This window comes from Paractinoplanes polyasparticus (assembly GCF_019710575.1).
Classification (GTDB): domain Bacteria; phylum Actinomycetota; class Actinomycetes; order Mycobacteriales; family Micromonosporaceae; genus Actinoplanes; species Actinoplanes polyasparticus.
The window spans coordinates 310,167-333,774 of the sequence record NZ_JAHWFK010000005.1 but is presented as its reverse complement, the minus strand read 5'-3'; the positions used below and the strand labels follow the sequence as shown (position 1 = coordinate 333,774).

Here is a 23,608-nt window from a genome sequence, read left to right as displayed (position 1 = left end):
CCGGCGGCGATCGCGGCGCCGAAGTAGCGGCCGGACTGGGCGGCCGATGCGCCCAGGGTGCTCGCGGCCTCGGCCGGACCGACCACGGCGAGGCCGGCGGCGGCGACGACACCCGCGGTCGCTGCCGAGAGCAGCCACGAGCGTCGTCGTGCGGATGCGGATCGGGGCTTCATCAGGGGATGTGCCTTCCTGTGGGGAATCGCGGCTGGGAGCGCTCCCAATTCGTCGCATATTGCCAGGATGTTTCTCCGTCCTCAAGGCGATGTGAACGTGACTCATTGGAGCCGTCCGGCATAACAGCTTTCGCCGATCCGGATTTTGTGCGTTCTGAGAGAGTGGCTGTTGCAGGCGGACAACAGCATCGCGAGCAATCAACCGTAAGATCATCCAGCGTCGCTGTTATCGCTCACATGACTGATGATTGGAGCCGGTGCGGCGCGCTCAGCCCGTCGTGCCGCCGGTGGGCTCGGTCGGCGAGGCCGCTCCGTCGTGCCGCATCCGCGCAATCTGCCGAGCCGACCGTCGTCCCTTGCCGGCTCGTCCGTGTCCTTGCCGGTCAGCCGCTTGACCGCCACTCCGCTGCCGGCTGGCTGTCGCCTGGTCGCAGTCCGGCTGCGGCCCGGCCCCGGTCTGGTCGCCGGCCGGCCGCCGAGGATGCGGCCGGCGTGGTGCTTGTCGGCCCGAATGAGCGATCGTGCGGCTCGAAGTCTTGACGCCGGTCGATGCCAGGCATGAAATGTTACCGGGAGGTAACACCATGATCTGGAGTCGTGCCGCCGCCGGGCTCGGGCTGATCGTCGCGCTCGCCGTCGCGTCCACGCCGGCTGTCGCCGCACCGGCCGCCGCACCGGCCGCCGCGCCGGTCTGCACCGCGCCCACGCCCAGCACGACCCAGCCCGGCTACCTGGTCGCCGACCCGGACTGCGCGCTCGACGGCACACCGTTCACCGCGCTACCGGGCGCCAAGGTCCACACCGGAATCGCCGGCGGTGCGGCGTATCGCATCGAGGTTCCCGGCGCGTGGAACGGCGGACTCGTCGTCTACGCCCACGGGTATCGCGGCACCGGCACGACCGTCTACGTCGACGATCCGGCCCTGCGGCAGCACTACGTGGCGCGGGGCTATGCGTGGGCGGCCTCCAGCTACGCCACCAACGGATACGACGTCGGGCAGGGCGTCCGCGACTCGGTGGCCCTGATCGACGTGTTCCGGCGGGTCACCGGCGTCCGCGCCCGGTCGGTGATCATGTCCGGGGCGTCGATGGGCGGGCACGTCACCGCGGTGGCGATCAAGGAACACCCCCGGGCCTTCGCGGGGGCGATGCCCTATTGCGGGGTGCTGGGCGACACCGCCCTGTACGACTACTTCCTCGACGCGAACGTCACGGCAGCCGCCCTGACCGGTGTGAGGATCGAGTTCCCGCGGGAACCAGCGGCGGACTACCAGCAGCGGTGGCGGGAGCAGGTCGGCCGGATCGTACCCGCGCTCGGCCTGCCGTCCGGCTCCACGCCGGCCGGGCGCACGTGGTCGGCCGTCGTGGAACGGCGCAGCGGCGGCGACCGGCCGGGCTTCGACAGCGCGTTCGCGTACTGGAACTCCGCACCCTCCCTGCCTCCGCTGGCCGACCTGCCGTTCCTGTTCGGCCTCTACCCCGGTCTGCAGGGCGGCACCGCGGGCATCGCCGAGGGCAACGTCGCCGGCAACCGGCACACGGTCTACCGCAGCACCGACCGGCTGTGGCCGACCGCTGCGGAATGGCGCCTCAACCGGGACGTGCTGCGGGTGAAGCGGGCCGTCCCCGCCGATCCTGGCCTGTCCGGCATTCCCCGCGTGGACGGCCGGCCGTCGATCCCGGTCCTGTCCCTGCACGACATCGGCGACCTGTTCGTGCCGTTCTCGATGGAGCAGGAGTACGCGGCCCGAGCGGCCCGCAACGGCCGATCCGCCCTGTTCGTGTCCCGGGCGATCCGCGGCGTCGGCCATTGCGACTTCACCCCGGCCGAGTTGACGCAGGCCTTCGACGACCTGACAACCTGGCTCCGTACGGGCCATCGAGCCGCCGGCGACGCGGTGCTCAACCGCCGGGCCGTTGCCGATCCGGCCTTCGGCTGCCGGTGGACGCGGGGCACGCACCGCGGTTTCGTCGCCCCACCCTGCCCGGCCAACGGTTGAACCCGCCGGGCAGACGGCGTCTCTGCAAGCGGCGCGTCCCGCCCGGCCAACGGTTGAACCCGCCGGCAGACGGCGTCTCTGGACGCGCCGCGTCCCGCCCGGCTGACGGCTGGGCCCGCCGGTAGTCGGCGCCACCGCCGGCGTGCGGGCCGCAGCCGACCCGATTGGCAGCCGGCTTCGCAGGTAGCGACGTCACCGCGGGGCGTGCGGTCCCCGCCGGCCGACAGTGTCACCGTCGGCGCGGGGCCAGCAGGCCGCGGGGTGGGACCGAGAACACCTGCACCGGACGCACCCCGTGCCGGCGCAGGATCGCGTTGGCGGCCATGGCCGCCGAGGCGGCCGAACGCTCCATCAGCGCGCACGGGAACGGCATGCGGACCCAGTCGCCGGCCACGAACAGCCCGTCGGCGTCGGTGGTCACGCCGGGCCGGGTGGCGTCGCTGCCCACGTCGAAGGCCGGGGCGTCGTAGCCGATCCGGCTGTCGACGTCGACCGCCCGCAGCCCGCCCGCCTCCGGCCAGATCCCGGCGAGCTCCGACCACATGTCGCGGGCTGCCGCGTCCGCTTCGACATCCGTGTCGGCGGCATAGGCGTGCAGTTCCACGACGGCGCCACCGGTGCGCCGGGCCCATCGCGCCGAGCCGCGTTCGACGCGGTGGAACAGGCTCACCGAGTCCAGCAGCGGCTCACGGGCGACACCGTTGAAGACGGCGCGGTCGCCGGCGACGTCACGGTCGGTCCAGAATCGGCTCACCGCGTACGGGGCCGTGGTCTCGACCGTCTTCATCGCGGTCGTGAGGCGCAGGGGCAGGCCGGGGGAGGCGGCGGCGATGCTCCGCGCGGACGCCGGGTCGGTGGCCAGGATGACCTGGTCGGCCGGGATCCGGGCGCCGCCGGTGAGAGTGACGGTCCACCCGGGTTCGATGCTGTCCACGCCGGCGCCGGTGCGGATGTCCGCTCCGAGCGCCAGCAGCCGCTCGCTCAACGGCCCCCAGATGGCGGTCTGGTAGTCGTCGTCGGGCGCGTCGAAGTCCAGGCCCTCGGGGTTGCGCAGGAAATAGAAGTGGAACTGCATGATCATCTCGGCCGCTGACATGTCGGCCGCGCGGTTGAAGAACGAGTGGGCGAACACGTCGAACAGCAACGTGCGGGCCCGGTCCGGCATGGCCAGGCGATCCAGGAACTCCGCAGCCGACATCGCATCGAACTCGCGGTACGTCTCGGCCCGCGAATACCGCAGCAGCGCCAGCGAGGTGGGGCCGTCGACGTCGCGCATCTCGCGCGTCCGCAGGCTGGGGGAGCGGGCCATCAGGGCGAACAGGCTCCACGGCGGTCCGCCCGGCAGACCGCCGAAGTCCTCCTCCGGCCAGTCCCGCGAGATCACGGGATAGCGCTCGGCCGGGCGCAGGAACGACAACGACGGGTCGACACGGCGAAGGATGTTCCGCCAGTTGTAGTACTGCCGGAAGAAGGCGTGGAATCCGTGGCCGACCATCTGGACGGATCCGTCGGCCAGCTTGCGGGGCCAGGCGGAGAGCCGGCCGCCCAGCCGCTCGTCGCGTTCCAGCAGAGTCACCGTCACGCCGCGCTCGGCAAGCAGCAGCGCGGCGGTCATTCCGGCGATGCCACCCCCGACCACCACTGTGCGCACCGGGTGTTCCACCGTGCGGGGTAGGGACCGATCGACGCGTACGAGGCGGTGGGCCCGGTGAGTGGTGCCGGCGGCTGCCCGGAAGGGGATCATGTCAGCAAGGTTCCCGCCGGCCGGTCGTCCAATCCTGACCGTGCCCGGCGCGAGGACACCGGCGCCGCGAGGGCGCGGCGCCGGCAGGAAGTCACCGCCAGACCGTGTAGCGGACCGACTGCGGCGCCGGCTCGATGTAGTCGACCTGGTAGAGCACGCGGAACTGGGTTCCGGCCGGCACCCCGGTGGCGAGGACCGTCCGCGTCCGGGGTGTGGGCGAGCATGCCCGCACCGGTTCGGTGTAGGTGGGATCGCGCCCGTCGGTGGAGAGCAGGGCCACCAGGAACGTCTGGCACCTGTCCCACGGCCGGCCCACGTCCCGGATGCCCGAGACCGAGATGGTGGTGCACTTCGCGTTGCGGTCGTTGATCGGAGCGGAGGCGATGCGCCCGCCGGCATAGAAGTCCGCTGCGGGCCGGGCCGGCGTGCAGCGTTGCGCGCCGGCGGTGGTGTGAGTGGCGGTGGAGTGGGCGGCGGCGGGCGTGGCTGCGACCACGCCCATGGCCGCCGCGGCAGTGATGACACAGGCTAGTTTCTTCATGGGCCCACCGTCTCCCGGTGGCCACGGAGAGTGCCGGGATGATGAACGCAGTGGCACGATGCCGGGAGACGGCCCTCAGATGGTGCGGCTCCGCTGCTTGATGCCGAGCGGGCCGTACGGGTAGTCGTTCGGCCGGGGGTCGCTGGCCTGATCGAGGGCGTCGGTCTCGTCGGCGGTGAGGTGCAGGCCGGCCGCCTTGAGGTTGGCGTCCAGCTGGTCGAGCGTGCGGGCGCCCAGGATCGTCGAGGTCACGCCGGGGCGGTCGGTCACCCAGGCCAGCGCCACCTCGGCCATCGACACGCCGCGGGCCTCGGCGATGCGCTGCACGGCCTCGATCACGTCCCAGGTGCGCGCGCTGTTGCGCCGGTCGTAGGCCTCCATGCCCCGCTCCGGGTTGTCGCCGAGGCGGGTGTCGCCGGTGGGCCGCTGGTCGCGCTGGTACTTGCCGGTCAGCCAGCCGCCGCCGAGCGGGCTCCACGGCAGCAGGCCGAGGCCGGCGTCGAGCGAGGCCGGGACGATCTCGTACTCGATCTCGCGGACCAGCAGGTTGTACTGGGGCTGGAGGCTGACCGGGCCGGTCAGCCCGAGCTCGCGGGCCAGCGACACCGTCTTGGTGAGCTGCCAGCCGGTGAAGTTCGAGAACCCGTAGTAGCGGATCTTGCCGGCCCGGACGAACCCGTCCAGGGTACGCAGGGTCTCTTCGAGCGGGGTGAACTCGTCCCACGCGTGGGCCTGGTAGAGGTCGACCGCCTCGACGCCGAGCCGGGTCAGCGACGCGTCGAGCGCGCGGGTGAGGTGGCGGGCCGACAGCCCGGCGCCGTTGGGGTCGGCCGCCATCGGGAACCGGCCCTTGGTGGCGAGCACGACCGCCTCGGTGACGTCGGCCGGCCGTGCGGCCAGCCAGCGGCCGATGATCCGTTCCGACTCGCCCGCCGAGTACACGTCCGCGGTGTCCACGAACGTGCCGCCGGCCTCGAGGAACCGGTCGAGCTGGGCGTGCGACACCTTCTCGTCGGACTCGTCGCCGAAGGTCATCGTGCCCAGACAGAGCGAGGAGACGGCGCATCCGCTGCGCCCGAGCGTGCGATATTCCATGATCTCAACCTAACGGTGTACGGGGTTCCGGCTTGCCGACACAGCACCAGTACCTTGCCGGTGGCCCCTCAAACACCCGCGGCGGGGAACTGGCCCTCGTGTCATCGGCGCCGGCCGGTGCTGAATCATCAACGACATGGCTGTGATGGTGGAGATCCACTTCCCGGCGACCGGGGAGGACGAATGGGTCGATGATGTCGGTGACTTCCTGATCGACCTGGAGGAGGAGTTCGGCCTCGAGGAGTACGAGGACGGCGAGCAGGTCGGCGACGACTACGTCTTCTTCATCGCCGGGGCGAGCGAGCGGGCACTGCTGAAGGCGGCTTCCCGGGTGGCGGTGCGCAAGGGCGTGCCGGCGGGGGCGTACGCGATGGTGACCGACACCGCGGCGGCCGAGGTCGGCCTGGGCCGGCGGGTGACCCTGCCGGTGCGATGACCGTCCCGTTGTAGCTCCGGCACAGCCGCGTCATCGGCTGCTCTCCCGGTCTGCCCCCATCAGCGGGGCCGGCGTTGACAGCCTGTCCTGCTACCTGCAAAGATCTTGTAGCAGGTGCCAAGGCGGGGAGGCTGATGACGTCGTCCGAACGGACCGGCGACGAGCTGGTTCAAGTGCTGTCCACGCTCAGCAACCCGCACCGGATCCGGATCGTCGCGGCCCTGCTGGACGGCCGCGAGTACGTGAGCCGGCTGGCCCGTCGGCTGCAGATCAGCCGTGCGCTGCTGCAGGTGCACCTCCGCAAACTGGAGGCGGCGGGGCTGGTGGAGGCGACTCTCGAGCTGTCGCCCGACGGCAAGGCCATGAAGTACTACACGATTCGTCAGTTCGCCATCGAGTTGACGCCGCAGGCGCTTGCCGCGGCCGCGGCGACCTTGACGTACGAGGAGGCGCGTCTCCGCGACGACGCGCAGGGGCAGGGGTGACACGGAGATGGAGCCGGCAGTGAACGACTACGCATTCCTGGATCTCGGCTACGCGGCGGTCCTGCTGCTGTTCGGGGTGTTGCTGGTCTGGACGGCGCGCTACGTCTGGCAGGCGAGGGCGGCCACCAGCAAGGAGAAGGAGTTCCGCGGGTTGGCCGAGGAATCGGTCGCCCGCCAGGCCGCCACGAGCGCCCAGGTCACGAGCCTGGAGTCGGAGGTCGCCGGCCTGCAGCGCCGGGTGCGGGCGATGGAGAAGCTGTTGCGGGACACGGAATAGGCGCTCGCGCCGCTGTCACGGGGGAGGGGTCCGCAAGTGATGCTGAAGGTGGAGGGTTCGAGGAGCCGGGTACGCGGGGCGGGCCTGGCCGTGATCGTCGCGGCCGCGCTGGCCGGGTGCGGCACGGGTGGCGGCAGGTCAAGCGCATCGTCGTCGTACGAGGTCGCCGAGACGGTCACGGCGCTGCGGGTCGACGGGCACGGCGGCGACATCAGGATCGTCACCGGCAGCGGACCCATCAAGGTCACCGAGACGATGCAGTACGGCGACAAGAAGCCGGTCAGCCGGCACAGCGTCCGCGACGGCAAGCTCCTGCTGCAGTCCGACCGCTGCGACGTCGACGGCATCTGCAACGTCGACTACGAGATACGGATCCCGGGGACGCTCACCGCGAAGCTGTCCAGCGGCGGCGGCACGGTCGAGGTCACCGGCGTGGGCGCCCCGGTCGACATCGATTCGGGCGGCGGCAAGGTGGTCGTCGGCAAGCTGTCGGCCAGCCTGACCGTCAAGTCCGGCGGCGGCGCGGTCGAGGCCGGCCTGAGCGCGGAGCCGGAATCGGTCACCGTCGACACCGCCGGCGGCGGCGCCCGGATCACGCTGCCCGGCGGGCCGTACGCGGTCGAGGCCGACAGCGGCGGCGGCCCGCGCGACGTCTCGGTCGACACCGACGACACCTCGGTCCACAAGGTGACCGTCAAGACCAGCGGCGGAGACATCACCATCCGGGCCGCCTGACGACCACCATCGGTGTCCTACGTGGCGCTGCTGGGGAAGCGTACCGCTCGGGCCGTGCCGTGCATGTCGTGCGGGAGGTCCGCGTAGGCCCACTGATGCGAGCGTGTGTGCAGGCAAGCGGCCTCCACGTCGCCGGATTCGAGGACGCTCAGAAGCTCGGCGTGCTCGTCGGCCACATGTCCGAGGTCGGGTTCGGTCACCATCAGGGTGATCGCCGTGCGGGCCTCGATCTGCAGCCCCTCCCAGGCTCGCTCCAGCAGGAAGTTGTCGCCGGCCAGCACCACCCGGCGGTGAAAGCGGGTGCTGGCCAGGCCGATACCGCGGACGTCGCCGGCGGCCCCGCACCGGCGCATGTCGGCGACATCGTCGCCCATCGCCTCCAGGGGCAGCTTCCCGTTGAGCATCGCCAGCCGGGTCGCCGTCTCCTCCAGGGCCGCGCGAACCACGTACGCCTCCCGCAGGGTCTGTTCGACGAACGGCAGCACGTGGCGGCCGCGTCGGGGGCGGCTCTCGACCAGGCCGAGCCCTTCGAGTTCGCGCAGGGCTTCCCGGACGGGAGCCTGGCTGGTTCCGAAGTCGGCCGCGATCCGGGTCTCGATCAGCCTCTCGCCGGTCTTGAGCCGGCCCGACACGATCATCTCGACCAGGCCGTCCCGGATGCCTTCACTCAGCGTCGGCCTCGACGTGGTCACCCTGGTCCTTCCCTCGTCGCCATGATCGCGGAGCGTCAACCGGCGACCGCGTTCTGTTGACCAGCATAGTGAGATCCCGTTACGTTGAATTATCGATATCGATAAAAGGATCTCGCATGTTGACTGAGGTTCATGTCCCCGAGGACGTGCCCGCGGCTGTGGGTCTGATCGTCTCGGGCGCCACCGTCCTCGGCGGCGGCACCAGCCTGATGCCGGCGCTCAACGACTACGGATCACCGCCGACGGAACTGGTCAGCCTGCGCCGCACCGGACTGTCCGGCATCACCGTCACCGGCTCCACAGTGACCATCGGCGCGACGACGACCCTGTCGCAGATCGAGCACGATTCCCGGCTCCAGATCCTCAATCCCGTCGTCCGCTCGATCGCCTCGGTGCCGGTGCGCAACCTGGCCACCGTCGGCGGCAACCTGTTCGTCCCGCAGCCCTACGGGGACCTCGCCGTCGCCCTGGTCGCGCTGAACGCCCGGGCCGTGCCGGCCGGCGGGAGCGGCCCGGCCGAGCTGCCCCTGGAACGGCCGGCTCTCGTCACCGCCGTGACCTTCGAGCTGCCCGCGCCCGGGGTCTTCAAGTACGTCAAGGCGGCCCGCCGCCGGTGGAACTCCGCCTCGCTGGTCACGGTCGCGGCCACGATCGTCGAACTCGACGGGCTCGTGTCCGGGGCCCGCGTCGCCCTCGGCGGCGTCAGCGACCACATCGTCCGCGCGGCGGCCGTCGAGGAGGCGCTGCTCGGCCGGCCGCTGACCGAGGAGACCGTGGCGGCCGCCGCACGGGCCGGCCTGGGTGAGCTGTCGCCGGCCGACGACGCGTACGCCTCGGCCTGGTATCGCACGCGGGTCTTTCCTGTCCACCTGCGGCGAGCGCTGCTCGGCCGCTGACGGAACGAGGTCGCCGGTGAAGATCGTGAGCCTCCGGGTCAACGGGGCCGGTCAGGCGTTCATCGCCCGGCCCGGGACGACGCTGCTGCTCGCATTGCGCGAGCAACTCGGCCTGACCGGCGCCAAGCGGGGCTGCGCTCAGGGCGCCTGTGGCTCGTGCACCGTGCTGCTGGACGGGCAGCCCGTGGTGTCCTGCCTGGTGCCCGCGGTGACGGTCGACGGCGCCGAGATCGCCACGATCGAGGGGCTCGCCGACGGTCAGGTGCTGAGCGACGTGCAGCAGGCCTTCCTCGACGGGTTCGCCACCCAGTGCGGCTTCTGCACGCCCGGCATGATCATGTCGGCCGAGGCGCTGCTCGACCGCAACCCGGACCCGACCCGCGACGAGGTCAACGAGGCGATCAGCGGCAACGTCTGCCGATGCACCGGCTACGAGCCGATAGTCAGCGCCGTCCTCGACGCCGCCGCGCGCCGGCGGTCGCGCGCCGGCGAGGGGGCGAAGCTCTGATGCCGCGCGTCAACCCGATCGACACCGAGTACTTCAAGGACGAGCGCAAGGCCGGCGACTTCACCGTCATCGGCACCACGGTGCAGCGCTCGGACGCGCTGGGGCACGTCACCGGGCGTACGGAATTCTTCGAGGACCGGACCTTCCCGGACCTCGCGCACGTCAAGATCCACCGCTCCGCGCACCATCACGCGCGGATCGACAGCGTCGACTGTTCGGAGGCGCTGAAGGTCCCCGGCGTGCTGCGGGTCATCACCCATCGGGACGTGCCGTCGAACTGGTACGTCGTGCTGCGGCTGATCGGCATCGAGCCCAACGACGAGCCGGTGCTGGCCGAGGACCGGGTGCTCTACAAGGGCGAGCCCATCGTCGCGGTGGTGGCCGACTCGGAGGCGGCCGCGATCGAGGGCGCCGCGCGGGTCAGGGTCGGCTACACCGAGCTGCCGGCGGTGTTCGACGTCGAGGAGGCGCTGGCCCCGGACGCGCCCGTCATCAAGCAGGCCGGCACGAACTACTTCGTCTACGAGGGGCACCACGCGCGCCGGCTCCGGTTCGGCGACGTCGAGCGGGGCTTCGCGCAGTCCGACCGCATCTTCGAGTGGCGCTACAGCTCGGCCCCCATCGAGCACGCGCCGACCGAGACGACCGGCTGCATCGTCGTACCGCAGAGCAGCGGCCGCCTCCTCATCCACAGCAACACCCAGGCCGCGTTCTTCACGCTCGACAACACGGCCCTGATCCTCGACCGGCCGTTCACCGACCTGCAGGTGAAGGGCGGCACCGTCGGCGGCGGCTTCGGCGGCAAGGTGGACGTCATGGTCGAGCCGCTGGCCTGCATCGCGGCGACGCTCACGAACCGGCCGGTCAAGTTCGTCTACACCCGCGAGGAGGAGATGCAGGTCTCCTCGCCCCGGGCGGCCGAGCGCATCTACATCAAGGACGGCGTCACGAACGACGGGCGCATCCTCGCCCGCAAGGTCATGCTCTACGTCGACGCCGGCGCCTATTCGCGGCACTCGCCCTACGGCACGACCAAGGCGTGTGCCCATCTGCCCGGCCCGTACACGATTCCGAACGTCTACGCCGACTGCCATTGCGTCTACACCAACCGCACGCCGTCGAGCGCGATGCGCGGCTTCGGCGTCACCATCGCCGACTTCGCCCTGGAGTCCCAGATGGACCGGATCGCCCGGGCCCTCGACCTCGACCCGCTGCAGTTCCGGCTGCGCAACGCCTACCGCGACGGCGACCTCAAGGCCCACCGCAAGGTCGCCGAGGGCACCGCCCTGATCGAGGTCATCCAGCGCGCGGCCGCCCTGGTCGGCCACGAGCTGCCCGACGAATACCTGGCCCTGACCTCGACCACGCCGAGAGGAGAAAAGGCATGACGCTGTTGCGCGGCCGCGGGTACGCGTCGGTCAACTACCCCACCGGCATGAACCTGGGCGGCGACCCGTCCCAGGCGCTCATCCACGCGACGACCATGGGCGGCTTCGTGATCAGCCTGTCGTCGGTCGACCTCGGTCAGGGGCTCAAGACCGTCGTCGCCCAGTGCGCGGCCGAGACGCTGGGCATGCCGATGGCCAACGTCATCGTCGACACCGCCGACACCGACACCGGCCCGCACTGCATGGGCACCTTCGCCAGCCGGGGCACGCACCGCATCGGCAACGCGGTCATCATGGCCGCCCGCGAGGCGCGGGACGTGATGCTCGCGGTGGCGGCGGAGGAGCTGGAGGCGGACGCGGACGACCTGGAGACCGACGGCACGGGCTTCGTCCGGCTCAAGGGCAGCCCGGAGACGAAGATCCACATCCAGGACGTCACGCTGGCCGCCCACTTCAAGCAGGGCCGGACGATCTCGGGGCGGGGCATCTATCTCAAGGAGCGCAACTATCCGGTCCCCGAGACCGGTGAGATGGACCCGGACTCGTGCCAGGCCCACGCGTGCACCGTGGCCGAGGTCGAGGTGGACGACGAGACCGGCGTGGCCACCGTCCTGAGCCTGCACAACGCGTACGAGGTGGGCCGGGCCCTCAACCCCGCGATGGCCGCCCAGCAGGTGGAGGGCGGTGGCTGGATGGGCGTCTCGCACGCCGTGTTCGAGTCGACCGAGCCGTATTACCCGGCCTCGCGCGACCACGGGCCGGTGGACTTCTGTGAATACCTGATGCCCGGCCCGGCCGAGATCCCCGTGCAGTCGAGCGTGATCCTCGAGCGCCCGGCCTCGAACGGGCCGTTCGGCGCCAAAGGCATCGGCGAGATGACGGCCAACGCTCCCATCCCGGCGATCGCCAACGCCATCTTCGACGCGTGCGGCGTGCGGTTGACGACGATGCCGTTCACCCCGGAGTCGATCCTGCGCGGCCTCGACGCCCTTCGCGCATGAGGGCGCCGGATCGCGACACCCTCAACCGGCACCTGGAACAGCGGCGCTACTTCGCCGATGAAGGCCTCCTGACGGCCGTGCGGCTGGCGATCGCGCTCGGCCGGCCGTTGCTGCTCGAGGGGGAGCCCGGCGTCGGCAAGACGCAGATCTCGCACGTGCTGGCCGACGCCCTCGGTCGCGACCTCATCCGGCTGCAGTGCTACGAAGGCATCGACGTCTCGCAGGTCCTGTACGAGTGGGACTACCCGAAGCAACTGCTGAGCCTGCGCACCGCCGAGGTGCGGGGCACCCCGGTGGCCGACCTCTACGCGAGCGAGTTCCTGCTCGAACGACCCCTGCTGCGCGCGTTGCGCAGCCGGGCCGGCGCCGTGCTGCTGCTCGACGAGATCGACCGCGCCGACAGCGAGTTCGAGGCGTTCCTGCTCGAGTTCCTCGACGGTTTCCAGATCTCGATCCCGGAGCTCGGCACGATCACGGCCGCCGTGCCGCCGCTGGTGGTGCTCACCTCCAACCGCACCCGGGAGCTGCACGACGCCCTCAAACGGCGCTGCCTCTACCACTGGATCCCGTTCCCCGACCCGGAACGCGAGCGCACGATCATCGAGGCGCAGGCGCCCGGGCTCGGCGCGCGCAGTGCCGCCCGGCTGGTGCGCTCGGTCAACGTCATCCGGTCGCTGGGCCCGTTGAAGCGACCGGGCATCGCCGAGGCCATCGCGTGGGCGCAGGGCTCGCGGACGCTGATGGACGACGGAGCGGGCGAGAACGACGCTCTGCGGGCCTCGCTCGGCCTGGTTCTGAAGAATGAAGAGGACGTCGCCCTGGTTCTGGCCCACGCCACCGAGGTCTTCGGCGATGACCCCGCCTGAGGAGGACCGGCGGCTGGTGTCGCGCGTCGAGGACCACCTCCACGCCTTCCTGCGGCAGCTGCACGCCCGGGGGATCGGCGTTCCGGCCACCAAGCGGGTCGACTTCTTCGCTGCCGTGCAGCTGATGCCGCCCGCAACCACCGGGCAGCTGTACTGGATCGGCGCCGCCACCCTCACCACCGCCGAAGCCGACCGACCCGTCTACGACGAGGTGTTCCAGCAGTTCTTCGGCACGGCCGCCGATGCCCTCGTGCTCGTCGATCCGCCCGAGCGACCACCGGAGGACGACAACGAACCGACGGGTGTCCCGGGTGACCGCGAAGCCGGCGACGCCGTTCTCGAGGACGGCGGCCGGTCCGGTCTCGCCGCCGGCCGGTTCAGTCCCGAGTCCCCGGTCCGGTTCGCCGCCACCGTACCCGGCGCCCGCGAGGTCCTGCGGCAGATCTGTCGCGAGCTGCCCCGGGCGGTGCCCACGATCCGGTCGCGGCGTAACCGGCCCGGTGGCCGCCGGCAACGCGTGGACCTGCGCGCCACGTTCCACGACTCCCGTCGTACGCAGGGCGAGATCGTGCGGCTGCACTGGCGGCACCGCCCGCCCCGGGAGCGCCGCGTGCTGGTGCTCGTCGACGTGTCCGGCTCGATGAAGCAGTACAGCGCCGACTACCTGCGCTTCGCCCACGCCGTGGTCGCCGCCTGCGACCGGGCCGAGGTCTTCACCTTCGGCACCCGGCTCACCCGGGTCACGTCCGCGTTGCGTACCCCCGAGACCGACGCCGCCCTCGCCGCCCTGACCCCGCTGGTGCTGGACGCCGAGGGCGGCACCCGGATCGGCGAGAGCCTGCGGACGTTTCTCGGCAGCGCGCGCTTCGTGACCATGTCCCGCGGCTCTCTCGTCCTCGTCCTCTCCGACGGGCTCGAACGCGGCGACTGCACGGCGATGGTCGAGGCCACGCGCCGGCTGTCGAAGCTGGCCCACCGGTTGCGCTGGTGGTCGCCGCTCGCCTGCGAGCCGGACTACCGGCCGCTGACCCGCGCGATGGCGGCGGTGCGGGCCGACCTCGACTCGCTGACCGGGGTCCGCGACCTCGGAACCGCGCTCACCGCCGTTCGGGAAGGGCTCGCCCATGTACGAAGGTGACATCGTCGACTGCCACCACCACGTCTGGCGCCAGGCCGACATGCCGTGGCTGTCCGGGCCGATGGTCCCGCGGATCTTCGGTCCGTACGAACCGATCCGGCGGGACTACCCGATCGAGGAGTACGTGGACGACGCGCGCTCGGCCGGCATCGACGCCTCGGTGTACGTACAGCCGAACTGGCCCCTGGACAGGGTGGTCGACGAGGTTCGCTGGGTCGCCGGTCTGCACGAGCGGACGGGCTGGCCGATGGCCGTGGTGGGCAGCGCCGACCTGTTCGCCGGGAACGCCGTCGAGGTGATGCGGCAGCAGCAGGCCATCAGCCCGCTCGTGGTCGGCACCCGCCTGCAGCTGCACTGGCACGAGCGTCCGGAGTTCCGCTTCGCCGACGGGCCCGACCGGATGAAGGACCCGGTGTTCCGGCGCAACATCGCCGCCCTGCGCGATCTCGGCTGGCTCTTCGAGCTGCAGGTGTTCGCCGGGCAGATGCACGACGCCGCGGCCCTGGTGGCGGATCATCCCGGCGTGACGTTCGTCCTCGTGCACGCCGGGATGCTCACCGATCACACCGACCCCGCCGTCGTCGCCGAGTGGCGGGCCGGCCTGCGGGAACTGGCGGCCCGGCCCAACGTCGTCGTCAAACTGACCGGCCAGGGAACCTTCGTCCACCGCGTCGACCCCGAGCTGATCCGTCTCGTCGCCGACGAGGTCCTCGACCAGTTCGGCTCGGCCCGCGCCATGTTCGGCACCAACCTGCCCATCGAAACACTGTGGACAAACGCCGCCGAGCTGACCGGCGCGTGGAGACAGGCCCTGCGGCAGCGCACCGACGAAGAACAGGCCGACGTCTTCTCCCGTACGGCCCGCCGGGTCTACGGCCTCACCACCGCGGAAAGGACAGGACAATGAGCCACTTCATCCTCACCTACGGATACAACGACACCCCGGAGCGCGCCGAGCGGCGTCCCGAGCACCTGGAACACCTGGCCAAGTTGCAGGCGGAGGGTTCGCTGCTGCTGGCCGGGCCGCTGGCCGACCTCAGCGGCGGCATCATCGTGCTGACCGCGGCCGACGCCGAGGCCGCCCAGGCCCTGGTCGAGCGGGACCCGTACACCCGGCACGGCGTGACCAGGGACCGCGAGCTGAAGGAATGGAAGATCACCGTCGGCTTGTGAGCAGGCCGTCGCCGGGCTCGCAGGCCAGGATCGCCCGGCGGACGGCGGCGACCCGCGCGGCCGCTTCCCGCTCGTCCAGCTTCGTCAGCCGCTGCCGGAGCGACCGGGCTTCCGGCTGCTCCGGTTCGGTGCCGAGCAGCCAGGCGGACGCGGCCTCGACCACGGCCCGGTCTGTCCCGGGCGCCTCGTCGGGGCAGACGAACGGGACCACACCCAGGTTGCGGACCATGTATCCCTCGAGCTTCCCGGCATCCAGCGCGTGGCCGTCGTCGCCGATGGACAGGGGGATCAGCACGACGTCGGCCGACTGGTCGACGACCCTGTCCTCGCGGTCGAGGTACTCCACCGCCCGGCTCGGAGCGTACGGCAGCCGGGCCAGCCGCGCCAGCGCCGCGCGGGCCGGGGGCGTCACCTCGTCGAGCACGCCGCTGTGCATCCGGGCCACGCAGACCTGCGGGGCGTCCGCAGTGCAGACCAGCTCGCGGGCGTCCGGGTCGATCGGGTTCCTGACGAAGGCCGATCCGCCCTGCAGCACCAGCACCGCGGTGGCGGCGCCGAGGAGCGGGGGCAGCAGGGCCACCAGCCGGGCGCGCCAACGGGCGGCGGCGAACAACAGCGCGGCGCCGGCGGCCAGACCGGTCAGGTAGAGCAGCTGGGCGAGGCTGAACCGGCCGGGCATGGTGTCGAACTCGGAGCCGCCGCCCAGGCCGTACGAGGGGAACAGGAGCGTGCTCAGCCACTCCCGGCCACCGGTGATCCCACGGGCAACCAGCGGCGAGGCGAACGAGGCGATCGCGAGGAGCGGAGCGGTCACGAGGTACGGCAGCAGCCGGCCGGCCGCCAGGCCGAACCAGGCCGCGGCCACCATCGCCACCGCGCCGACAGCCACCACGCCGGCGAAGGCCCCAGCCCGCAGATACTCCGCGGTGCCGGCGAGGCGGAGGGCGGCGAGGCCGGTGGCGCCGGCATACGCGGCAGCGACCGTCGAGCCGTACACCAGAAGGAGGGGAGCAGCCTGCTGGAGGCGCGGGCGTGCCACACCGGCGAACATCTCGGTGACCCGGGACCGGTGATCCCGGCGTCCCTGCGCGGCCCCGGTCGCCATGGCGAGCCCGAGGAAGACCGAGAGGTACCACCGCTGGTCCAGCGCCAGGATCATGTAGCCGGAGGTCCATCGCTCGGGGGCGTTGTACAGCAACCCGGTTCCCGCGGCCAGTAGCGCCAGCGCCGACCAGAGGGCCGGGGTGCGGCGCAGTTCGATGAACAGGATTCGGCTCACAACACCTAAGACGCCGGCCATCGGCTGACGGATCTCCGATCGCTGTGGCGTGCGTCACCTCGTACCGGCTAGCCGGTACGAGGGTTGGGTGCCTGCCGTGACGACAGGAGGTCCGGCAGCCGGGATCGTCAAGGCATGACAGTTGTTGCGTACGTGCCGGAGCGTCAGGCGCTCCGAGGCCGCACGATGGCCGACGCGATCCGTGCGGAAGGGCGGCTGCCGGTGGGCCAGGTGCGCCGGATCGGCCTGCAACTGCTGGACGCCCTCGAAGCGGCCCACGCGACCGGCGTCGTCCACGGCAACGTGCAGCCGGGCGCCGTCCAACTGTTCGCCGACGACCGCGCGGTCCTGCTGCTCACCGCCGAGGGCGGCGCCGCCGAACCGACCCGCACGGGCGACCTGCTCTCGCTGGGCGCCACCCTGTTCGCGGCGGTGGCCGGGCGGCCCGGCCCGCTGCGCCCGGCCATCGACGCCCTCATGAACCCGCCCGACCAGGGCGGCTTCGACCAGGTCCGGGCCGCCCTGCACCAGGCCGCGTGAGGCGACAGACGATGACGGTGTCCGGCTACTGCGTGGGCAGGTCGGTTCGGGTGGGGATGAGTTCGTTGTCCACGGCCGGCGCGGCGTCGGCGCCGGGGCGGACCAGTTCGGCACGGACCTCGTGCGGGGTCAGCTCGCCGCTGTGGATCTGTTCGGCGAAGTGGCAGGCCACGCGCTGACCGGAGTCGTCGAAGACGCGTAGTACCGGGCGTTCCTCGGCGCAGCGGGTCTGGGACCAGGGGCAGCGGGTGCGGAAGCGGCAGCCGCTCGGCGGATCGGCCGGGGACGGCAGGTCGCCGACCAGCAGCATGCGCTCGCGTCTGTCCTCCACCCGCGGGTCGGGGATGGGCACGGCCGAGAGCAGGGCCCGGGTGTACGGGTGCAGGGGACGCTCGTACAGCTGATCGGCGTCCGCCTCCTCGACCAGCGAACCCAGATACATCACGCCGATGGTGTCGGAGATGTGCCGGATGACGGCCAGGTCGTGCGCGATCACCAAGTAGGTCAGCCCGAGCGAGTCCTGCAGGTCGCCGAGCAGGTTGACCACCTGGGCCTGGATCGACACGTCGAGGGCGGACACCGGCTCGTCGGCCACGATCAGCTCGGGCCCGAGCACCAGGGCCCGGGCGATGCCGATCCGCTGGCGCTGGCCGCCCGAGAACTCGTGGGGATACTTCGTCAGCGCCGACGCGGGCAGGCCGACCGAATCCAGTGTGGACCGCAGCCGCTTCTGCGCCTCGGCCTTGTTCCGGTGCAGGTCTTGCGCCTTGAGACCCTCGACGAGCAGCGACTCCACCGACTGCCGCGGGTCGAGGCTGGACATCGGGTCCTGGAACACCATCTGGATGCGCCGGCGGAACAGGCGCATCCGCTCGCCGCTGAGGGCCCGGACGTCCGTGCCGTCGAAGGTGATCCTGCCGCTGGTCGGCTCGACCAGGCGCAGCAGGCCCCGGCCCAATGTCGACTTGCCGCAGCCGGACTCGCCGACCAGGCCGTAGGTCTCGCCCCGGCTGATCTTCAGGGACACGCCGTCGACGGCGTAGACGTACCCGACCGTACGGTCGAAAAGCAGTCCGCTCTTGATCGGGAAGTGGACCTTGAGATCGTCGATCTCGACCAGGGCGTCGCTCATACCGGCACTTCCTTCGGTACGGGGTTCGTGCACCGCAGCGCGCCGGCGCGGTAGGTGGGTTCGAGGGGCACCGTGTCGCCGATGCAGTCGTCGATCACCCGGTCGCACCGCGGCGCGAAGGCGCAGCCCTCCGACCAGGGGATGTTGTCGCTGACCGAGCCCCGGATCTGGTGCAGCCGCTCGCCGCGGTCGGCGTCCAGGCGGGGCACGGACTGCAGCAGACCATGGGTGTACGGATGCCGGGGCTCCGCGAACAGGTCGTGGCGGTGGGCCCGCTCGACCACCTTGCCCGCGTACAGCACGTTGACCGTGTCGCACAGCCCGGCCACCACCCCCAGGTCGTGAGTGATCATCACCAGCGCCGTGCCGGAGTCGTCGACCAGTTCCTTGAGCAGCGTGAGGATCTGCGCCTGGATGGTCACGTCGAGGGCCGTGGTCGGCTCGTCGGCGATCAGCAGGCGCGGCTTGCAGGCCAGGGCGATCGCGATCAGCGCCCGCTGCCGCATGCCTCCCGAGAGCTGGTGCGGGAACTCCTTGAGCCGCCGCGCCGGGTCCGGGATGCCGACCGCGTCGAGCAGCCCGCGCGCCTGTTTCAGCGCCGCCTGCCGGGTGCGGCCCTGATGGCGTTCCAGCACCTCGGCCACCTGCACGCCGAGCGGGATCACGGGGTTCAGCGAGGACAGCGGGTCCTGGAAGATCATGCCGATGTCCCGGCCGCGCCAGTCCCGCAGGTCGCGCGGGCGCAGCTTGAGCAGGTCGGTGTCGGAGAAGAGCACCTCACCGGTGACCTTGTTGCCGCGACGGGGGAGCAGGCCCATGATCGCCAGGCTGGTCACCGATTTGCCGCAGCCGGACTCGCCCACCAGCCCGACCGTCTGGCCGGGTTCCACCGTGAAGCTCACGCCGTCCACCGCCCGGACCGGTGCGGTGCCCTTGCGCTGGAAGACGACCGACAAATCACGTACGTCGAGCAGAGGCATGTCTGATCACCGCCGGTTCTTCGGGTCGAGCGCCTCACGGATGCTCTCACCGAGCAGCGTGAAGCCGAGGGCCACGACGATGATCGCCAGGGCCGGGTAGTAGGCCAGTTCCGGGCGTACCTCGAAATAGCGCACGCCGTCCACACCCAGCATCAGACCCCACTCGGCCCGGTTGATGTCCGGGTCGCCGAGGCCCAGGAACGACAGCGCGGCCGCGTCCAGGATGGCCACCGCGAAGGTCAGGGTGGCCTGCACGATGACCGCGGTGAGCGAGTTCGGCAGCATGTGCCGCAGCACGATGTCCCGCCGCTTCACGCCCAGCGCGCGGGCGGCCAGCACGTGATCGCTCTCGCGTTGCGCCAGCATCGACCCGCGCAGCAGCCGGGCGAAGATGGGCACGTTGACCACCGCGACCGCGATGATCACCGTCCACTGGGTGGATCGGCTGGCCAGCGCGACCAGGGTGATCGCCAGCAGCAGGCTGGGCAGGGCCAGCATGACGTCGGTCAGCCGCATGACCAGCGCGTCGACCCAGCCGCCGAACGCTCCGGCCAGGGCGCCGAACAGCACGCCGAGCAGCAGGCCGATGAGCGTGGCGAGGACGCCGACGAACAACGTCTGCCGGGCGCCGTAGATCATCCGGGACGCGAAGTCGCGGCCGAGCGGATCGCTGCCCAGCGGGTGCCCGGCGGTGGCGCCCGGGATGCTGTCGACGGTCAGGTCCCTGGTCAGCTCGGGAAACCGCTGCACCGGGTCGTGCGGCGCCACCAGCGGCGCGAAGATCGCGATGATCAGGAACAGCAGGATGATGACGGCGCCGACGATCGCGGTCGGATTGCGCAGCAGGCGGCGGCCGGCGTCCCGGATCAGGCTGACCCCGCCCGGCTCGGCCGTGCGGGCGATCAGTTCGTCGATCCGCCGCCGCTTGTGGTCGGCGAGGGTGGAGATTCCTCCGGGCCTACTCATCGCACACGCACCCTCGGGTCGATGACCGCGTACGAGAGGTCGACCACCAGGTTGACCACGACGAAGACGGCCGCGGCGAGCAGGATCAGAGCCTGGAGCACGGGGTAGTCGCGGCCGCCGCTGATCGAGTCGGTGATCAGCGTGCCGAGGCCGCCCCAGTTGTAGACCTTCTCGGTCAGCACCGCGCCGGCCAGCAGCGCGCCGGTCTGCAGGCCGATGATGGTGACCACCGGCAGCAGGGCGTTGCGCAGCACGTGCCGCTTGCGGATCGTGGGGCTGCGCAGGCCCTTGGCGTCGGCGGTGCGGATGTAGTCCTCGTCCAGGACGTCGAGCACGCTGGCCCGGGTGATCCGGATGATGATCGCCAGCGGGATCGTGGCCAGGGTCAGGGCCGGCAGCACCAGATGCCAGAGGGCGTCGGCCGAGGCGTCGAGCTCCCGGGTCAGCAGTCCGTCCAGCACGAAGAAGCCGGTCACGTCGGTGTTGTCGAGGCCCGTGCTGATCCGGCCCGAGGGCGGGAAGACGTGCACGCCCTGGGTCAGCCAGTCCTTGAGCAGGTAGCCCAGGAAGAAGATCGGGATCGAGATGCCGATCAGGGTGACGATGATGGTCGCGTTGTCGAGCAGCCGCCCGCGGTGCCGGGCCGCGAGATAGCCCAGCGGGACGCCCAGCCCGATCGCGATGATGATCGCCGCCAGGGCCAGTTCCACGGTGGCCGGGAAGGCCCGGCTGATCACGTCGGTCACCGGCTCGCCGGTGCGGATGGAGTTGCCGAAGTTACCGGTCACGACGTTCTTGAGGAACCGGCCGTACTGCACCCAGATCGGCTGGTCGTAACCGAGGGCCCGGGTCAGCAACTCGCGGGTCTGCGGGGTCGCGCGTTCGCCCAGCAGCGCGTCGACCGGTCCGCCGGGCAGGCTGCGCAGCCAGAAGAAGACCAGCGTCATCAGGGCCAGCAACGTGACGACCAGCTGGATCAGACGGCGCGAGATGATTCTCACCATGAGGAAGTCCTTCGCATGTCCGCGCCGGAGGCCCGGACCTGACGAGGTCCGGGCCGGCGGCTGCGCCCGCTGTTACTTGGTCAGCGAGACGGTGTTGAACTCCTCAGCGGTGAGCGGACTCGGCACCAGGCCCTCGACGTTCTTGGTGGTGACCAGGGCCGGCGGGGCGTGCCAGATCGGCACGGCGGGCAGCCACTTGGCCGCCAGGTCGCGGTTGACCTGCTCGAACGCGGTCTTCTTGGCCGCCTGGTCGACGGTCGCGTCGGCCTTGCCGATGGCGTCGAACATCTCGGTCATCGCGTCGTCGCCGAACTCGGCCTTGGCCCGGCCGAAGAACGTGCCGACGAAGTTGCCGGGGTCGTTGTAGTCGCCGGTCCAGCCCAGGATGTGCAGGTCCTGCTTGCCGAACTGCTGCACGTCGTCCTTGAAGCCGCCGTTCCACGGCCGCGGGACGCCGTTGACCTTGATTCCGGCCGCCTGCAGGTCGTTGGCGAGCACGGTGAAGATCTCCTGCGGGTTCGGCATGTAGGGCCGGGACACCTCGGTCGGATAGTAGAAGTTCAGCGTCAGGCCGGTCGCACCCGCCTCGGACAGCAACTGCTTGGCCTTCTCGACGTTGTACTCGTACTTCTGCACGTCCGGGGCGTAGCCGGAGACCGTGCTGGGCAGGAACTCGTCGGCCACCACGGAACCGCCCGGGCCCTTGGTCTGCACGAGCTGGGCCCGGTTCAGGGCGTACGCGATCGCCTGGCGTACGCGCAGGTCCTTGAGCTTCGGGTTCTTCTGGTTGATGCCCAGGTAGAGGATGTTGAAGGCGGGCCGGTCGAGCACCTTGTAACCCTCGCCGGCCAGCGCCTTGCGGTCGGCCGGGGCCGGGAAGTCGATCGCCTGCACCGTGCCCGCGCGTAGCTCCTGCTTCCTGGTGTTCTCATCCTTGATGATCTTGATGATCATCTTGTCGACCTTGGCCTTGTCGCCCCAGTAGTCGGGGTTCTTGTTCAGCGTGATCTCGCCGGTGGCCTTGTTCCAGCCGCCGAACGTGAACGCGCCGGTGCCGGTCGGGTGCTCGTTGGCGAACGCGCTGTACGAGAACGAGTCGCCGTTCTGCGTCACCGTGTCGGAGCCGTGCTTCTTCATCGCCTCGGGGCTGGCGATGGAGAACGCGGTGAGCGTGAACGCGCCCGGGAACGCGCCCTTGTACCGCTTCATCGTCACGACCGCGGTGCCGGCGTCCTGCGCCTTGCAGTTGTCGTACAGGGCGTCCGGGCTCCCGGCGAAGCCGCCGAAGATGTCGGTGTAATAGATCATCTGGGACTGGGCGGCCTCGCCCTTCATGTTGTACCAGCGGTCGAAGTTCGCGCAGACGGCCGCGGCGTCCAGCGCGGTGCCGTCGTGGAACTTGACCCCCTGGCGCAGCTTGAACGTCCAGACCTTGCCGGTCGGGTCGTTCTCCCAGCTCTCGGCCAGACCGCCGACCAGCTCGGCGGTGCCGGGCTTGTGGGTGATGAGGGTGTCGTACATCTGCCGGATCGGCCGGAACGACTCACCGTCGTCGTTGAAGATCGGGTCGAAGTTCTTCGGGTCCCCGGCTCCCGCGAAGATGAAGGTGCCACCGGCGGCGGACGTGCCGCCGTCCCCGCCGCCGTCGCGGTCACTTTCCGCACAGCCGGCCGCGCCGATCGTCAGCGCCGCGATGGCGCCGGCGGCGATGACCGCCCGGAGCCTTCCTGATGCACGCATCCTGTCCACCTCGTCCTATGGGTACGGACCAAAGCCGTGTCCTGTGGGTACGGACAAACCCGGTGACGACTGGCCACCGTTGGCGAGACCCTAACCATTCACGATGATCACTTTGTTACTTGGTATCGGATCGTGTCCTTCGCGTTCGGCCGGAGCCGGGTAAGCGGTCCGCGGGGTGGCGGCGTCAGTCCTGGTTGCGGCGGCCGCCGAACGTCCACGGGTGGATCTCGATCCGGTCGTAGGCGCCGGTGGCGGCGAACAGGTCCCTGACGGCCTCCGGCGCCGGAAACTCTCCGATCACGGCCGTACCCTCCCAGTCCTCGCCGTTGTCGGAGAGCAGTCGTCCGAAGGCGACGAGCCGTTCGCGGTCGAGGACGGGCTCGGTCCGGTCGGCTCCGGGCCAGTCCATCAGCGGCCGGGCGTGCGCGAGGATCAGATGGTGCCGCCCGCTCCCGTCGCGGCGGCCGGGGTAGTCCCACATCGTCCGTCCCAGCAGGTCGACGAACCGCCGGACCAGCACGTGGCGGTAGACCCCGGCGCGGTAGTTGGGCTCCTCGAACGCGAACTCCCGCACGGTCTCAGCGTCGGGCAGATCGGCGATGTGCACGCTGCCGGTCGCGTCCTCGAGGTCGTCGGTGAGCGTCGGTCCGCGCGCGATCATCTCGTCGGCGAACCGGTCCATGAACGTCCAGTGCTCCTCGAGGATCCGCTGCCGCAGCTGCCCGGTGTCGCTCCGGTCGCGCCCGTAGAAGAAGTAGTCCACCCGCAGAGTATGGGCGGGGCAGCGCGAAGATCGAGTTCGGCCTATGCTGCGTCGGC

The 23,608-nt window shown here is 70.9% G+C and carries 25 protein-coding genes; 14 read left to right on the top strand and 11 right to left on the bottom strand.

All coding sequences use genetic code 11. The features are described 5' to 3' along the window. Positions 1-757 precede the first annotated feature (757 nt). Positions 758-2,173, top strand: coding sequence for an alpha/beta hydrolase family protein (locus KXC43_RS08740; protein ID WP_221375455.1), 1,416 nt, complete (start codon positions 758-760; stop codon positions 2,171-2,173). Between the two features lie 229 nt (positions 2,174-2,402). Here the strand turns inward: KXC43_RS08740 and KXC43_RS08735 are convergent, their stop codons facing one another. The 3 genes from KXC43_RS08735 to KXC43_RS08725 form a co-directional block, all read right to left on the bottom strand. Then, a complete protein-coding gene (locus tag KXC43_RS08735) occupies positions 2,403-3,917 on the bottom strand; it encodes an FAD-dependent oxidoreductase (RefSeq protein WP_221375454.1) in 1,515 nt (504 codons plus the stop codon). A 91-nt stretch (positions 3,918-4,008) separates the two neighbouring features. Continuing rightward, positions 4,009-4,458 carry a hypothetical protein gene (locus KXC43_RS08730; protein ID WP_221375453.1) on the bottom strand — a complete coding sequence of 150 codons (450 nt, stop codon included), beginning with the start codon at positions 4,456-4,458 and terminating at the stop codon, positions 4,009-4,011. Between the two features lie 75 nt (positions 4,459-4,533). Next, complete coding sequence (locus tag KXC43_RS08725) at positions 4,534-5,553, bottom strand: aldo/keto reductase (RefSeq protein WP_255643716.1); 1,020 nt, start codon at positions 5,551-5,553, stop codon at positions 4,534-4,536. 136 nt (positions 5,554-5,689) lie between these two features. Between KXC43_RS08725 and KXC43_RS08720 the strand changes: the two genes are divergently transcribed. The 4 genes from KXC43_RS08720 (at position 5,690) to KXC43_RS08705 (ending at position 7,486) form a co-directional block, all read left to right on the top strand. Further along, the gene (locus KXC43_RS08720; RefSeq protein ID WP_221375452.1) at positions 5,690-5,989 is read left to right on the top strand and encodes a hypothetical protein; all 300 of its coding nucleotides are present in this window, start codon (positions 5,690-5,692) and stop codon (positions 5,987-5,989) included. Between the two features lie 134 nt (positions 5,990-6,123). After that, positions 6,124-6,474, top strand: coding sequence for an ArsR/SmtB family transcription factor (locus tag KXC43_RS08715; protein ID WP_221375451.1), 351 nt, complete (start codon positions 6,124-6,126; stop codon positions 6,472-6,474). A gap of 19 nt (positions 6,475-6,493) precedes the next feature. Next, on the top strand, positions 6,494-6,751 hold the full coding sequence (locus KXC43_RS08710; RefSeq protein WP_221375450.1) for a hypothetical protein: 258 nt from the start codon (positions 6,494-6,496) through the stop codon (positions 6,749-6,751). Between the two features lie 39 nt (positions 6,752-6,790). Then, positions 6,791-7,486: a DUF4097 family beta strand repeat-containing protein gene (locus tag KXC43_RS08705; protein WP_221375474.1), complete on the top strand. Its 696-nt coding sequence runs from the start codon at positions 6,791-6,793 to the stop codon at positions 7,484-7,486. A gap of 17 nt (positions 7,487-7,503) precedes the next feature. Here the strand turns inward: KXC43_RS08705 and KXC43_RS08700 are convergent, their stop codons facing one another. Continuing rightward, positions 7,504-8,178: a GntR family transcriptional regulator gene (locus KXC43_RS08700; RefSeq protein WP_221375449.1), complete on the bottom strand. Its 675-nt coding sequence runs from the start codon at positions 8,176-8,178 to the stop codon at positions 7,504-7,506. Positions 8,179-8,294: 116 nt separating this feature from the next. Between KXC43_RS08700 and KXC43_RS08695 the strand changes: the two genes are divergently transcribed. Genes KXC43_RS08695 through KXC43_RS08660 form a run of 8 tightly spaced genes read left to right on the top strand, consistent with a single transcriptional unit; the run spans position 8,295 to position 15,148 of the window. Then, positions 8,295-9,074, top strand: a complete 780-nt coding sequence (locus tag KXC43_RS08695; RefSeq protein ID WP_221375448.1) for an FAD binding domain-containing protein — start codon at positions 8,295-8,297, stop codon at positions 9,072-9,074. A gap of 16 nt (positions 9,075-9,090) precedes the next feature. After that, positions 9,091-9,582, top strand: coding sequence for a (2Fe-2S)-binding protein (locus tag KXC43_RS08690; RefSeq protein WP_221375447.1), 492 nt, complete (start codon positions 9,091-9,093; stop codon positions 9,580-9,582). Next, positions 9,582-10,970 carry a xanthine dehydrogenase family protein molybdopterin-binding subunit gene (locus KXC43_RS08685; protein ID WP_221375446.1) on the top strand — a complete coding sequence of 463 codons (1,389 nt, stop codon included), beginning with the start codon at positions 9,582-9,584 and terminating at the stop codon, positions 10,968-10,970. Before KXC43_RS08690 ends, KXC43_RS08685 begins: the two co-directional genes overlap by 1 nt. Next, positions 10,967-11,971 (top strand): xanthine dehydrogenase family protein molybdopterin-binding subunit, encoded by a 1,005-nt coding sequence (locus KXC43_RS08680; protein WP_221375445.1) that lies wholly within the window; start codon positions 10,967-10,969, stop codon positions 11,969-11,971. Before KXC43_RS08685 ends, KXC43_RS08680 begins: the two co-directional genes overlap by 4 nt. Beyond that, positions 11,968-12,837 carry an AAA family ATPase gene (locus KXC43_RS08675; protein WP_221375444.1) on the top strand — a complete coding sequence of 290 codons (870 nt, stop codon included), beginning with the start codon at positions 11,968-11,970 and terminating at the stop codon, positions 12,835-12,837. The genes KXC43_RS08680 and KXC43_RS08675 overlap by 4 nt, the downstream gene beginning before the upstream one ends. Further along, positions 12,824-13,975: a vWA domain-containing protein gene (locus KXC43_RS08670; RefSeq protein ID WP_221375443.1), complete on the top strand. Its 1,152-nt coding sequence runs from the start codon at positions 12,824-12,826 to the stop codon at positions 13,973-13,975. The genes KXC43_RS08675 and KXC43_RS08670 overlap by 14 nt, the downstream gene beginning before the upstream one ends. Further along, positions 13,962-14,882 carry an amidohydrolase family protein gene (locus KXC43_RS08665; RefSeq protein WP_221375442.1) on the top strand — a complete coding sequence of 307 codons (921 nt, stop codon included), beginning with the start codon at positions 13,962-13,964 and terminating at the stop codon, positions 14,880-14,882. The genes KXC43_RS08670 and KXC43_RS08665 overlap by 14 nt, the downstream gene beginning before the upstream one ends. After that, positions 14,879-15,148: a YciI family protein gene (locus tag KXC43_RS08660; protein WP_221375441.1), complete on the top strand. Its 270-nt coding sequence runs from the start codon at positions 14,879-14,881 to the stop codon at positions 15,146-15,148. Before KXC43_RS08665 ends, KXC43_RS08660 begins: the two co-directional genes overlap by 4 nt. On the opposite strand, the gene KXC43_RS08655 is transcribed toward KXC43_RS08660, so the two are convergent. Continuing rightward, on the bottom strand, positions 15,132-16,427 hold the full coding sequence (locus KXC43_RS08655) for a hypothetical protein (RefSeq protein WP_221375440.1): 1,296 nt from the start codon (positions 16,425-16,427) through the stop codon (positions 15,132-15,134). The two genes, KXC43_RS08660 and KXC43_RS08655, sit on opposite strands and share 17 nt — an antisense overlap. A gap of 135 nt (positions 16,428-16,562) precedes the next feature. Between KXC43_RS08655 and KXC43_RS08650 the strand changes: the two genes are divergently transcribed. Then, the gene (locus KXC43_RS08650; protein WP_221375439.1) at positions 16,563-16,967 is read left to right on the top strand and encodes a protein kinase family protein; all 405 of its coding nucleotides are present in this window, start codon (positions 16,563-16,565) and stop codon (positions 16,965-16,967) included. 25 nt (positions 16,968-16,992) lie between these two features. Here KXC43_RS08650 and KXC43_RS08645 read toward each other — a convergent pair whose 3' ends face one another. The 6 genes from KXC43_RS08645 to KXC43_RS08620 form a co-directional block, all read right to left on the bottom strand. Beyond that, complete coding sequence (locus KXC43_RS08645) at positions 16,993-18,099, bottom strand: ABC transporter ATP-binding protein (RefSeq protein WP_221375438.1); 1,107 nt, start codon at positions 18,097-18,099, stop codon at positions 16,993-16,995. Then, positions 18,096-19,079, bottom strand: coding sequence for an ABC transporter ATP-binding protein (locus KXC43_RS08640; RefSeq protein WP_221375437.1), 984 nt, complete (start codon positions 19,077-19,079; stop codon positions 18,096-18,098). Before KXC43_RS08640 ends, KXC43_RS08645 begins: the two co-directional genes overlap by 4 nt. Positions 19,080-19,085: 6 nt before the next feature. After that, entirely contained in the window at positions 19,086-20,045 is a 960-nt protein-coding gene (locus KXC43_RS08635; protein ID WP_221375436.1) for an ABC transporter permease, read from the bottom strand. Then, positions 20,042-21,049, bottom strand: a complete 1,008-nt coding sequence (locus KXC43_RS08630) for an ABC transporter permease (RefSeq protein ID WP_221375435.1) — start codon at positions 21,047-21,049, stop codon at positions 20,042-20,044. Before KXC43_RS08630 ends, KXC43_RS08635 begins: the two co-directional genes overlap by 4 nt. A 72-nt stretch (positions 21,050-21,121) precedes the next feature. Next, positions 21,122-22,789 carry an ABC transporter substrate-binding protein gene (locus KXC43_RS08625; protein WP_221375434.1) on the bottom strand — a complete coding sequence of 556 codons (1,668 nt, stop codon included), beginning with the start codon at positions 22,787-22,789 and terminating at the stop codon, positions 21,122-21,124. 184 nt (positions 22,790-22,973) lie between these two features. Then, on the bottom strand, positions 22,974-23,552 hold the full coding sequence (locus KXC43_RS08620) for a YciI family protein (protein WP_221375433.1): 579 nt from the start codon (positions 23,550-23,552) through the stop codon (positions 22,974-22,976). Between the last annotated feature and the right edge of the window lie 56 nt (positions 23,553-23,608).